The sequence below is a fragment of the Frankia sp. EI5c genome (genome assembly GCF_001636565.1).
Classification (GTDB): Bacteria; Actinomycetota; Actinomycetes; order Frankiales; family Frankiaceae; genus Parafrankia.
In genome coordinates, this window is the sequence record NZ_LRTK01000027.1 from 142,902 (window position 1) to 154,108 (window position 11,207).

At 72.5% G+C, this 11,207-nt stretch carries 9 protein-coding genes and 14 pseudogenes; 20 read left to right on the forward strand and 3 right to left on the reverse strand.

Going from position 1 to position 11,207, the window contains the following annotated elements; all coding sequences use genetic code 11:
• Nucleotides 1–212: 212 nt before the first annotated feature.
• The 4 genes and pseudogenes from UG55_RS37040 to UG55_RS37055 form a co-directional block, all read left to right on the forward strand.
• Nucleotides 213–335, forward strand: a pseudogene (locus UG55_RS37040) (NUDIX hydrolase); the annotation flags it as partial.
• A 91-nt stretch (nt 336–426) separates the two neighbouring features.
• Nucleotides 427–714, forward strand: a complete 288-nt coding sequence (locus UG55_RS37045) for a hypothetical protein (RefSeq protein WP_066068425.1) — start codon at nt 427–429, stop codon at nt 712–714.
• A gap of 127 nt (nt 715–841) precedes the next feature.
• A pseudogene (locus UG55_RS37050) lies at nt 842–1,486 on the forward strand (UDP-N-acetylglucosamine 1-carboxyvinyltransferase); the annotation flags it as partial.
• A gap of 1 nt (nt 1,487) precedes the next feature.
• Nucleotides 1,488–2,119: pseudogene (locus UG55_RS37055) on the forward strand (UDP-N-acetylglucosamine 1-carboxyvinyltransferase); the annotation flags it as partial.
• A 21-nt stretch (nt 2,120–2,140) separates the two neighbouring features.
• On the opposite strand, the gene UG55_RS14575 reads toward UG55_RS37055, so the two are convergent.
• A complete protein-coding gene (locus UG55_RS14575) occupies nt 2,141–2,572 on the reverse strand; it encodes a hypothetical protein (protein WP_066068427.1) in 432 nt (143 codons plus the stop codon).
• 220 nt (nt 2,573–2,792) lie between these two features.
• Here UG55_RS14575 and UG55_RS14580 point away from each other — a divergent pair, with 220 nt between their 5' ends.
• From UG55_RS14580 to UG55_RS14610, 16 genes and pseudogenes are all read left to right on the forward strand, one after another.
• Entirely contained in the window at nt 2,793–3,155 is a 363-nt protein-coding gene (locus UG55_RS14580; protein WP_242424339.1) for an STAS domain-containing protein, read from the forward strand.
• A 135-nt stretch (nt 3,156–3,290) separates the two neighbouring features.
• Nucleotides 3,291–3,923 (forward strand): hypothetical protein, encoded by a 633-nt coding sequence (locus UG55_RS14585; RefSeq protein WP_066068433.1) that lies wholly within the window; start codon nt 3,291–3,293, stop codon nt 3,921–3,923.
• A 63-nt stretch (nt 3,924–3,986) separates the two neighbouring features.
• Nucleotides 3,987–4,100: hypothetical protein (locus tag UG55_RS45415; protein ID WP_255360483.1), on the forward strand; the 114-nt coding region annotated here is incomplete at its 3' end.
• A gap of 1 nt (nt 4,101) precedes the next feature.
• Nucleotides 4,102–4,163: pseudogene (locus UG55_RS37060) on the forward strand (hypothetical protein); the annotation flags it as partial.
• Nucleotide 4,164: 1 nt separating this feature from the next.
• A pseudogene (locus UG55_RS37065) lies at nt 4,165–4,583 on the forward strand (methylmalonyl-CoA mutase family protein); the annotation flags it as partial.
• A 1-nt stretch (nt 4,584) separates the two neighbouring features.
• A pseudogene (locus UG55_RS37070) lies at nt 4,585–5,800 on the forward strand (methylmalonyl-CoA mutase family protein); the annotation flags it as partial.
• 1 nt (nt 5,801) lies between these two features.
• A pseudogene (locus tag UG55_RS37075) lies at nt 5,802–6,041 on the forward strand (protein meaA); the annotation flags it as partial.
• Complete coding sequence (locus tag UG55_RS14595; protein WP_066068439.1) at nt 6,034–6,552, forward strand: HD domain-containing protein; 519 nt, start codon at nt 6,034–6,036, stop codon at nt 6,550–6,552. The pseudogene UG55_RS37075 and the gene UG55_RS14595, both read left to right, overlap by 8 nt.
• A 61-nt stretch (nt 6,553–6,613) precedes the next feature.
• Nucleotides 6,614–6,771, forward strand: a pseudogene (locus UG55_RS37080) (endonuclease NucS domain-containing protein); the annotation flags it as partial.
• 1 nt (nt 6,772) lies between these two features.
• Nucleotides 6,773–7,136: pseudogene (locus UG55_RS37085) on the forward strand (endonuclease NucS domain-containing protein); the annotation flags it as partial.
• Nucleotide 7,137: 1 nt separating this feature from the next.
• Nucleotides 7,138–7,276: pseudogene (locus UG55_RS37090) on the forward strand (endonuclease NucS domain-containing protein); the annotation flags it as partial.
• A 150-nt stretch (nt 7,277–7,426) separates the two neighbouring features.
• A partial coding sequence (locus UG55_RS37095) for a 3-hydroxyacyl-CoA dehydrogenase NAD-binding domain-containing protein (RefSeq protein WP_242424340.1) occupies nt 7,427–7,674 on the forward strand: 248 nt, incomplete at its 3' end.
• A 1-nt stretch (nt 7,675) separates the two neighbouring features.
• Nucleotides 7,676–7,745: pseudogene (locus tag UG55_RS37100) on the forward strand (hypothetical protein); the annotation flags it as partial.
• A 1-nt stretch (nt 7,746) separates the two neighbouring features.
• Nucleotides 7,747–7,983, forward strand: a pseudogene (locus UG55_RS37105) (3-hydroxyacyl-CoA dehydrogenase NAD-binding domain-containing protein); the annotation flags it as partial.
• Between the two features lies 1 nt (nt 7,984).
• A pseudogene (locus UG55_RS14605) lies at nt 7,985–9,214 on the forward strand (3-hydroxybutyryl-CoA dehydrogenase); the annotation flags it as partial.
• A 119-nt stretch (nt 9,215–9,333) separates the two neighbouring features.
• Nucleotides 9,334–9,855, forward strand: a complete 522-nt coding sequence (locus tag UG55_RS14610) for a YkvA family protein (protein ID WP_066068446.1) — start codon at nt 9,334–9,336, stop codon at nt 9,853–9,855.
• A 268-nt stretch (nt 9,856–10,123) separates the two neighbouring features.
• Here UG55_RS14610 and UG55_RS14620 read toward each other — a convergent pair.
• Together UG55_RS14620 and UG55_RS37115 are read right to left on the reverse strand one after the other, a co-directional pair.
• On the reverse strand, nt 10,124–10,780 hold a 657-nt coding region (locus tag UG55_RS14620; protein ID WP_242424341.1), incomplete at its 5' end, for a sugar-binding protein.
• Between the two features lie 209 nt (nt 10,781–10,989).
• Nucleotides 10,990–11,207: pseudogene (locus tag UG55_RS37115) on the reverse strand (crotonyl-CoA carboxylase/reductase); the annotation flags it as partial.

An 11,207-nucleotide genomic window follows, 5' to 3' on the forward strand; every position in this document is an offset into this window, starting at 1 on the left:
CAGACAGTAGAAAGCATGAAACCTGATCTGCTCAAGGTTCGACAGGTCGGCGAGGACAGCGCCGAGCGCCTCGTCGGTGGTCGCCGGGTCCGCAAGCAGAGCGCGGGCCCGGATTCCGTAGGAGGGATCCGTCTCAGGGGGCAGTGCGGCGAGGCGCGCTACGAGCATTGCAGTTGCCGAGGATGTCCAAGTCCTATCGGTAAGTTCCTCACATGCATTCCGTCAGCGTAGCTGCTGTCATCCGCGGAAGTGACGACCGCGTGCTCTGTATTCAACGTCGGGACAACGGCGCATGGCAGCTTCCTGGCGGGGTGCTCGAACGGGGCGAGACCTTCCACCAGGCCCTTCGTCGAGAGGTTCGGGAGGAGACCGGAATCCTGGTCGAACCCGAGCGGTTGACCGGCATCTATCTGAACCTGTCGCTGGGTGTGGTCGGCCCTGGTCTTCCTGTGCCGAGCGGAACAGGCCGAGGCGCTGGCGGAAACCGACGAGGCCACGGCGGTGGAGTGGCTGACCGCGGCGGAGGTCGAGGGAAGATCGGTGCCCGCCTTCGCTGTGCGGGTGACCGACGCGCTGGCTGGTCACGAGGAGCCTGTTCTGCGCCATCACGACGGCATTCATCTCCTCGGCGCGGATGCGCCGCCGCCCGCGGGCCGGCCACCGGGAGATCCGCCGCCCCCGCCGCCCCCGCCGCCGGCGGGCCGGGCGGACTGAGGGGACCGCCGGCGGCCCGTCGCGGGATCCCCGAACGGCCGTCCCGGAGGTCCGACCGTGGTCCAGATCCGCCGATTCCCCGGGTTGGTCCTGAAGATCTTCCCCCGAGCACCTAGCATCGGAGCCCGTGGAGCGCTTCGTCGTGACAGGCGGAACCAGACTGGCCGGCGAGATCGCCGTTCCAGGGGCGAAGAACTCGGTGCTCAAGCTGATGGCGGCGAGCCTGCTCGCGCCCGGCCGCACCACGCTGGAGGCCGTGCCGGACATTCTGGACGTGTCCGTGATGGCGGACGTCCTGTGCGGCCTGGGTGCCGAGACCCGGCATGACCGGGGCGAGGGCCGGGTCGTCATCGACGTGCCCGAGGAGGTGGACTCGACCGCCGACGCGGACCTGGTGCGCCGGATCCGGGCCTCGGTGGCCATTCTCGGGCCGCTGGTGGCTCGCCGCGGCGAGGCCAGGGTGGCGCTCCCCGGTGGGGACGCGATCGGCTCCCGCGCGCTCGACATCCACATGAACGGCCTGGCGAAGCTCGGTGCGGTGGTGGACATCGAGGGCGGGGCGCTGGTGGCCCGCTCCGCCGGCCGGTTGCAGGGCGCGTCGATCTGGCTGGACTTCCCGAGTGTCGGCGCCACCGAGAACCTGCTGATGGCCGGTGTGCTCGCCAAGGGGACCACCGTGATCGACAACGCCGCCCAGGAACCGGAGATCGCGGATCTGTGCGAGTTGCTCACCGCGATGGGCGCGCGGATCGACGGCGCCGGGTCGTCCACCNTGGTGATCGACGGGGTGGACACGCTGCTGCCGGTCTCCCACCGGACGGTCCCGGACCGCATCGTCGCCGGGACCTGGGCGATCGGTGCGCTCATGACCCGCGGTGACGTGATGATCCGGCACGGCCGGGCCGAGCACCTGGGCATCGTCCTGGAGAAGCTCGCCGACGCCGGGGCGCTCGTGGAGATCGGCGAGGACGGCTTCCGGGTCAGCGCGGACCGCCGGCCGCGGTCGATCGACGTCGTGACGCTGCCGTACCCGGGGTTCCCGACGGATCTGCTGCCGCAGGTGATCGCGTTGGAGGCGATCAGTGAGGGTACCTCGATGATCACGGAGAATGTCTTCGACAGCCGGTTCGTGTTCTGCCGCGAACTGCACAAGCTCGGCGCGGACCTGCGCACCGACGGCCATCACGTGGTGGTCCGCCCGACTCCGCGGCTGGTGGGCGAGTCGGTGCTGGCCTCGGATGTCCGGGCCGGCGCGGCGCTGGTCCTCGCGGGGCTGGTGGCGGAGGGCACCACGGAGGTCCGGGACGTGCACCACATCGACCGGGGCTACGCGAACTTCGTGGAGAGCCTCACGGCGCTCGGGGCCCGCATCCGCCGCGAGCCCCCGTCCGCGGCGGCCGCCTGACGGTCGGGCGCGGGAGCCGGGTCAGCGGTCGTCCCAGGCCTGCCGGAGCGCGCGGCGGGCCCGCGGCAGGTCACCGGCGAAGACCAGGACGTGGGCCCGGCCGCCTGGAGCGAAGCCGGAGGGCCGACCGGAGGCGGAGGCGGCCGGCCCGAGCGTGGCGCGGACTCCGTGGGCGCGCAGGGCGGCCCGCAGCTGGGCGGCCTGTTCACCCGGCACGGTCGCCACCGGGACGAGCAGGCCGAAGTCGGGCTCGCCGCCCGCGGGCGGGCTGTCGGCGGGCGGGCTGTCGGCGGGTGCGCTGTCGGTGGGTGCGCTGTCGGTCGGTGCGCCGCTCTCCGGCCGGCCCGGCACCGATCCGGAGGTCAGGCGGCCGACGGCCACCAGCACGCTGACGGCAAGCAGAACCAGGGTCGGCCCGTACAGGAAGCCGAGCGCGGTGGTCTCCACGAGCATCCTCTGGGGTCCGGATGGTTGTTCCATCGTGGCACTGTTGCCGGCCGGTGGCGGGTACTTGGGCCCGACTGCCTCGGTACGGCGGCGCAAACGGAACGTGGCGGGCGTATCGGTGGGATCATCAGTTCGAGCGGGTCCCGCGTCACGGGTCCCCAGGTGCCCAACGGCGGGCCCCGACACGAAGGTCACGGGCAGCCGACACATGGGATCGGAGGCCGCGGTGGCCACGTCGTCGGCAGCTCGGGTGGTGGGGGCGGACTGTCCCGCCGCCGGCGGGAACCAGACACTGCGGCTCACCGGGACGGTCGACGTCAGATCCGTCGGCGAGTTGCGGACCCTGCTCCACGCGGCGATCGACGCGGGCCGCGGGCCGCTTCATGTGGACGTGGGGGGCCTGGAGCTCGCGGACAACGCGGGGGTCGGCGTGCTGCTCGGCGGGGCCCGCCGAGCACGTTCCGTGGGTCGTTCGCTGGTGCTGCTGGAGGTGCCGGCGGCGCTGTGGCCCCAGCTGGCGGCGGACCGCCTCGGTCGGCTGCTGCGGGTGCGAACCGTACATGATCCGCTTCTCCCCACCGGCCCGTGAGATTTGTCACGGGTAACGATGATGTCGGGACGGTGCGTGATCAGTAGCCGCCNGTCGAAGGACGTCGAGTCGCGATAGGGCATGCTTTCCCGATAATCGGGCGGGGTCATGGCATGGTGGAGGGCAGACACAGACATGCTGGACGTGGAGGTGCCCGCGGGGGTGAACCCAGCCAGTGGCCGTGTGGCCGGAACCGGTGCCGCGACCTGGGCCGAGCAGAAGCGTCCGCTCCTCGTCGCGGGGTCGTTCGTGGTCGCGATCGTGCTGGGCGTCGTCATCGGCCTGGTCTGGGCTTCCGACGACCAGCCGGCGGCCGAGCGGACCGCGACCGAGCAGCCGGACGCTCCGGAGCTGAGGCCGGTGCTCCCGGCGGTCGACTGGGAGACCAGCCGGGAGCCGGGCCGCCCCGTGAAGGTGAGTCTCACGCCCGCGCAGCGGGCGGCCATCCGGGTGCCGTTGCAGTGGCTCGCCGCCTGGCAGGTCCGCACGGAGACCGGCGCGGCCACCCCGGTCGCGTCCGACGTCAACGTCCCCGACGGGCTCTACTACGGCGCGATCCAAGGCGCCTCCCGCGAGCAGGACGTCTTCTGGGCGGTCGGCCGGGCCGAGATCAGCGGAGTGCCCGACTCGGACGCTCGCAACCCGTACGTGTGGATGCGCGACGGCAGCGCCCCCTGGGCGCTGGTCGCCCACGGGCCCGGTGCCTGCGCTCGGATCCCGCAGCCGCTCATGGACGTCTGGGGCAGCCCGGGCGTCTGCGCGGGCTGACCGCGGGCCCGCCCGTCGGACGGCTCACACAGGCGGGGCGCCGGAGCGCCTACGGCCGTTACTCTGCTCCGGTCCGGCGCCAGTTCCCGGGCACCCCGCACGGAGCGCGAGGAGACGGCGATGACGGAGACGGCCCGGCCGGAGCGGGATCGGCCGTGGATCATTCGGACCTACGCGNGGCATTCGAGCCCGGCCGAGAGCAACGCGCTTTACCGGCGCAACCTGGCCAAGGGGCAGACGNGTCTGTCAGTGGCCTTCGATCTCCCGACCCAGACCGGGTACGACCCCGATCACGTGCTGGCGCGGGGCGAGGTCGGCAAGGTGGGAGTGCCGGTCGCGCACCTGGGTGACATGCGGGCGCTGTTCGACCAGATCCCGCTCGGGAAGATGAACACCTCCATGACCATCAACGCGACGGCCATGTGGCTGCTCGCGCTGTACCAGGTGGTCGCCGAGGAGCAGGGTGCCCAGCCCGGCGAGCTGACCGGCACCACCCAGAACGACATCATCAAGGAGTACCTGTCCCGGGGGACCTACGTGTTCCCGCCCGGCCCGTCGCTGCGGCTGATCACCGACGTCGTCGCCTACACGGTCACGGAGATCCCGCGCTGGAACCCGATCAACATCTGCAGCTACCACCTGCAGGAGGCCGGCGCGACCNCGGTGCAGGAGCTGGCCTACTCGCTGTGCACCGTCATCGCCGTCCTGGACGCCGTCGTCGCCTCCGGCCAGGTGCCGCAGGAGCGGATGGGCGAGGTGTGCGCCCGGATGTCGTTCTTCGTGAACGCCGGCGTGCGGTTCGTCGAGGAGATGTGCAAGATGCGCGCGTTCGTCGCGCTGTGGGACGACCTGCTGAAGACCCGCTACGGCGTGACCGACCCGCGTCACCGCCGGTTTCGGTACGGCGTGCAGGTCAACTCGCTCGGGCTGACGGAGGCGCAGCCGGAGAACAACGTGATCCGGATCGTGCTGGAGGCGCTCGGCGTCACCCTGTCGAAGGACGCCCGCTGCCGCGCGCTGCAGCTGCCGGCCTGGAACGAGGCGCTCGGCCTGCCGCGCCCCTGGGACCAGCAGTGGTCGCTGCGCATCCAGCAGATCCTCGCCTATGAGACGGACCTGCTGGAGTACCCGGACCTGTTCGAGGGCTCGGTCGTCGTCAACGCCCGGGTGGCCGAGCTGGTCGCCGCGGCCACCGAGGAGATCGACCGGGTCCAGGCGATGGGCGGCGCGATCGCCGCGGTCGAGAGCGGCTACATGAAGTCCCAGCTCGTCACCTCCCAGGCCACCCGGCGGGCCCGGATCGAGTCCGGCGACGACATCGTAGTCGGGGTGAACCGGTTCACCGAGACGGAGCCGAACCCGCTGCTCGCGGACATGGACGCGGCCGTGCAGGTGGTGGACCCGGCCGGTGAGCAGGCCGCCCGGGAGAGCCTCGCGGCCTGGCGCGCCGGCCGGGACGCCACCGCGGTCGACGAGGCGTTGCTGGGCCTGCGCGAGGCGGCGAAGAGTGACGTGAACCTGATGCCCGCGACGCTGGCCTGCGCCCGTGTCGGGGTGACCACCGGCGAGTGGGCGGGCGTCCTGCGGGAGGTGTTCGGGGAGTACCGCGCCCCGACCGGGGTGTCGGGTGCGGCCGCGGCCGCGGACGGTGCGGAGCTGGCCGAGGTGCGCGAGCTGGTCACGCGCACCGGTACCGAGCTCGGGCGGCGGCTGCGGCTGCTCGTCGGCAAGCCGGGGCTGGACGGGCACTCCAACGGCGCCGAGCAGATCGCCGTGCGGGCGCGCGACGTGGGCTTTGAAGTGGTCTACCAGGGCATCCGGCTCACCCCGGCGCAGATCGTCGCGGCGGCGGTCGAGGAGGACGTCCACGTGGTTGGNCTGTCCGTGCTCTCGGGCTCGCACATGAACCTGGTGCCCGAGGTGCTCGACGGGCTGCGGGCGGCCGGCCTCGGGGATGTGCCGGTCGTCGTGGGCGGGATCATTCCGCCCGCCGACGCGGAGCGGCTGGCCGGCCTCGGGGTGGCGGCGGTGTTCACTCCCAAGGACTACGGCCTGACCGAGATCATGCGCGGCATCGTGGACATCGTGCGGGCCGCGAACGGGCTGGCCGGTGGCTGACCCGCCACCGGCGGGCCCGCCCGCTCCGTCGCTGGCGGACGCGGTCGCGCTGGCGACCCGGGCGCACACCGGCCAGCTCGACAAGGCGGGGGAGGAGTACATCGGGCACCCGCTGCGGGTGATGGAGACCGCCGGCCGCTCGGCCGGCCCGGCGGGCGTGGACCCGACTCACGCGCGGATGGCGGCCATCCTGCACGACGTCGTGGAGGACACCGAGCTGACGGTGGAGGATCTCGCCGCGGCCGGCTACCCGCCCGCGGTGGTGGCGGCGGTGGACGCGCTCTCCCACCGGGTGGACGAGTCGGTGGAGTCCTATCTCGCGCGGGTGGCCGCCGACCCGATCGCCGTCGTGGTCAAGCGGGCCGACATCCAGGACAACTCCGACCCGGCACGGCTCGCCCGGCTGCCCGCGGAGCGGGCCCAGGCGCTGGCCGAGCGGTACGCGGGCCGCCGCCGGCTCCTCGACGACCTGGTCGGCAGGCACGCCGCCCGTTCGCGGGCGGTCGGCTAGTGGCCGGTGGCCGGCTGGACCGGCCGAGGGGAGGCCGGTACCGACGCGATACGGTCGCGCCATGCGCCTTGTCATCGCACGCTGCAGTGTGGACTACGTCGGGCGGCTGAAGGCGCATCTGCCCAGCGCCGTCCGACTCCTGCTGGTGAAGGCGGACGGCTCGGTCTCCATCCACGCCGACGGGCGGGCCTACAAACCGCTCAACTGGATGAGCCCGCCNTGTGTGTTCGCCGAGGAAGAGGGCGTCTGGCGGGTCACGAACCGGGCGGCCGAGCAGCTCGTGATCTCCATCGAGGAGATCATGCACGACTCCACGCACGAGCTCGGTGTCGACCCGGGGCTGCGCAAGGACGGCGTCGAGGCCCACCTCCAGGTACTGCTGGCCGACCGGCCGGATGCCATCCGCGAGGGGCTGACGCTCGTCCGCCGGGAGTACGAGACGGGCATCGGCCCGGTGGACCTGCTCTGCCGCGACGCCGACGGTTCCACCGTGGCAGTGGAGATCAAGCGGCGCGGGGAGATCGACGGGGTGGAGCAGCTGACCCGCTACCTGTCCCGGCTGGATGACGACCCGGCGCTGCCGCNTCCGGTGCGCGGGATCCTGTGTGCCCAGTCGATCACGCCACAGGCGCGGGTGCTGGCGGGGGACCGGGGGATAGCCTGCTCGGTCGTCGACTACGACGCGCTGCGTGGGCTGGAGCCGTCGATTCCCACCCTGTTCTGAGGGGCCGACCGCAACTATCATCCTGTCCACTTCGCTTCAAGGCCTTTCGCATATGTGGCAGATTTCGTCACGATCGCAGGCTCTCCCGCCGTGAATCTGCGACGATCCGGTCATCGGACCGCGCGGAGCTGAGGCAAAGGAGCCGCTGGTATGGGCCAGGACACTTCTCTCGGTGAGCTGACGAAGATCGGGGTCGTCGGCCTGGGCACCATGGGCGCGGGTATCGCGGAGGTTCTGGCGCGGGCCGGCATCGACGTCATCGGCGTGGAGAAGGACGAGGAGGGCCTGGCCCGCGGCCGCGGCCACCTGGAGCACTCCACCCAACGGGCGGTCGACCGGGGCAAACTCACCGACCAGGAGCGCGCGGAACTGCTCGGTCGGGTCAGCAGCGGAACCGANCTGAGCGCCGTCGCCGACTGCCCGCTGGTGATCGAGGCGATTCACGAGCGGCTGGACGCCAAGCTCGAGCNGATCGGCCGGCTGGACGAGATCTGCCCGCCGGGCACCGTGGTCGCCAGCAACACCAGCTCGCTGTCGGTCACCGAGCTCGCCGCCGCCACCCACCGGCCGTCCCGGGTGCTAGGCACCCACTGGTTCAACCCGGCACCGGTGATGGGTCTGGTCGAGGTCGTCGGGACGGTCGTCACGGATCCTGCTGTGCTCGACGGCGTGCGTGAGCTGCTCGGCCGGGTCGGCAAGACGGCGGTNACCGCGGGCGACCGGGCCGGCTTCATCGCCAACGCGCTGCTGTTCGGCTACCTGAACAACGCGGTGCGGATGCTGGAGGCGCGCTACGCCAGCCGGGAGGACATCGACGCGGCCATGCGGTTCGGCTGCGGCCACCCGATGGGCCCGCTGGCGCTGCTCGACCTGATCGGGCTCGACTCGGCCTACGAGATCCTCGACTCGATGTACCGCCAGTCCCGCGACCACCTGCACGCGCCGGCGCCGCTGCTCAAGCAGCTGGTGACCGCGGGCATGCTCGGGCGCAAGACCGGGCGGGGCTTCTACACCTACGCCGCCCCCGACTCGCCCGAGGTGGTCGACGCCGCCGGCGCGACCGAGATCGCCGGCGTCGAGCCGCGCCCGGTCCGGCTGGTCGGCGTGGTCGGCACCGGGACGATGGCCACCGGCATCGTCGAGGTGCTCGCCCGCTCCGGATACGACGTCGTGTTCCGGGCCCGCTCCGACGACAAGGTCGCCGCGGTCCGCAAGCGGCTGACCGAGTCCCTCGACCGGGGTGTCCAGCGCGGTCGGCTCTCCGCCGAGGAGCGGGACGCCACCCTGGCGCGGGTGACCGGCACGACGGATCTCGACGCTCTCGCCGACTGCGATCTGGTGGTCGAGGCGGTCGTCGAGGAGCTCACGGTCAAGCGGGCGCTGTTCGCCGCGCTCGACGAGGTGGTGAAGCCCGGTGCGATCCTCGCGACCACGACTTCCTCACTGCCGGTCGTCGAGTGCGCCACCGCGACCGGGCGCCCCCGGGACGTCGTCGGCATGCACTGGTTCAACCCGGCGCCCGCGATGCGGCTGATCGAGGTCGTGCCCACCGTGCTGACCGCGCCGGAGACGACCGCGACGGTGCTCGCGGTCAGCCGGGCGGCGCGCAAGCATCCGGTGGTCTGCGGCGACCGCGCCGGCTTCATCGTGAACGCCCTGTTGTTCCCCTACCTCAACGACGCGGTGCGGATGCTGGAGGCGCACTACGCCACCGTGGACGACATCGACACCGCGATGACGGTGGGCTGTGGGCACCCGATGGGCCCGTTCGCGCTGGCGGACGTCGTCGGCCTCGACGTCACCCTCGCCATCCAGCGAACGCTCTACCAGGAGTTCCGCGAGCCCGGCTACGCGCCGGCGCCGCTGCTCGAACATCTCGTCAAGGCCGGCTACCTGGGCCGCAAGACCGGGCGGGGCTTCCGCGACCACTCGCGCTGAGCCCGGGCAACCCGGGCGGCGGGGGTGGCCCCGCCGCCTCCGGGGCCACTCGCGCCGAGCCCGGGCACAACCGGAATCTAGGATGTCGCCGGGCATGCCCTTAGCCGAGGAGGTCGCCGGTGGCGAAGATGGACAAGGACGCGCTGCGCGAGTTCGGCCGTGAGGTGACGACGTTCCTGCCCGACCTGGTCGTGATGCTGCGCCGGGTCGTGGCGGACCCACGCGTGCCGCAGTCGGCCAAGCTGGAGGCGGGGGCGGCGCTCGCCTACCTGGTGTCGCCGAAGAACCGGCTGACGAACTTCATCCCGGTGATCGGCCAGCTCGACGACGTGGCCGTCGTCGCCTTCGCCTTCCGCCGGCTGGTGGTGGGCGCCGGCGAGCCCATCCTGCGGGAGCACTGGCGGGGGAGTGACCGCACGTTCCACGCGCTGATCGGTGCCTCGTCGGCGCTCGCGAGCCCGGCGGGCATGCTGCGGCGGGCGAATGTGGCGCGCACGCTGGCCGGCGCGGCGATGCACCGGGTCACCGGCCGCGGGGGCACGGGGGCGGATGACCTGGGTGGCGGGTCGAACACAATCAAGATCGTGGACGGTGAGGTGGTCGGCCGGTCGGCCCCGGACGGCGGCGGCGGACGTCGCTGAGATGGCCGACGGCGGCCTGCCGGGCGGCGGCGACGCGGCGGCGGCGGAGGAGGGCTGGGTGGTGCGGCCGGTCACCGGCGCGGCCACCACGAAGGCGTACCGCTGCCCGGGCTGTGATCACCTCATCGCGCCGGGCACGCCACACCGGGTCGTGTGGCCGGAGGGAACGGTCGAGGACCGCCGGCACTGGCACACGCAATGCTGGGCACGCCGACATGCCGGCCCCAGACGTGTACGACGGACCGGCCGGCGCGGCTAGCCGGCGCGGCTAGCCGCGCGTGGACGCCGTCGGGTGAGCCGGCGTGCCGTCGCCCGCGGTCAGCGCCCGGGGCTCCGCGGCGGCCTGCAGCGGCGCGGTGGCGGCGGTGAGGCGGTCGCGCAGCGCGCCGAGCTGGGCGGTGACCTGGTCATGCAGCGCGCCGAGCTGGGCGGTGACCTGGTCGCGCTGGTTCTCGAGCTCGGCGAGGCGCCGTGCGGACTCGTCCTCCGCCTGCGCCGCGGTCGCCCGGGCGGTCTCGACCACCCGCTCGGCCTCGGCCCGCGCGGCCGCCACGATGCTCTGCGCGTGCTCCTCGGCCTCCCGCACCGTCCGGTCGCGGGTGTGCTCGGCCTCGGCGACGATCCGGCGGGCCTCCTCCAGCTGCGCCTCGGCGTCCCGGGTCCGCTCGGCGCGGACGGTCGCGGCCTCCTCCTCGGCGAGCTGGAGGATCTGCGTGATCCGCCCGCCGAACTCCTCCCAGGCGGGTCGGTTCGCGGCGAGGTCGTCGCGAACCCGGGCCGCCTCGGTGGCGGCCTCGGACGCGGCGGCCTCGGCGGCGGCCCGGTGCGACTCCGCCTCACGGAGCTGCTCGACCAGCCAGTTGACGTGCGCGTTCACCTGCTGCGGGTCGTAGCCGCGGCGGACCAGATCGAAGCCGGGGGCGCCNTCAGCCTCGCCTGGCATCGGAATGAGATCACTGTGCTCTGTCATAGGGCACCAGCATCTCAGACTGGCAATCGTGGGGTAACAGGAGCTGGGGGCCGGACAGCCCGGGACTCAGGGCCCTACACGCCGCGGAAGCGGTTGATTGCGGTGAGGTGCCGGGCGCGGGTCTGCTCGTCACGAATCCCGAGACCTTCCCGCGGCGCCAGGCNCAGCACCCCGACCTTGCCCTGATGCGCGTTCCGATGCACATCGAACGCCGCCTGCCCCGTCTCCGCCAACGGATACACCTTCGACAACGTCGGATGCACCAGCCCCCGCGCGACCAGCCGGTTCGCCTCCCACGCCTCCCGATAGTTCGCGAAATGCGACCCCACAATCCGCTTCAGATTCATCCACAGATACCGGTTGTCGTACTCGTGCAGAAAAC

What these genes read in the sequence shown, in the direction of transcription:
- UG55_RS14585 (WP_066068433.1), top strand. Translation starts at nt 3,291, where the DNA reads ATGCTGGACGTGGAGGTGCCCGCGGGGGTGAACCCAGCCAGTGGCCGT.
- UG55_RS14575 (WP_066068427.1), bottom strand. Translation starts at nt 2,572, where the DNA reads ATGCTCGTGGAGACCACCGCGCTCGGCTTCCTGTACGGGCCGACCCTG.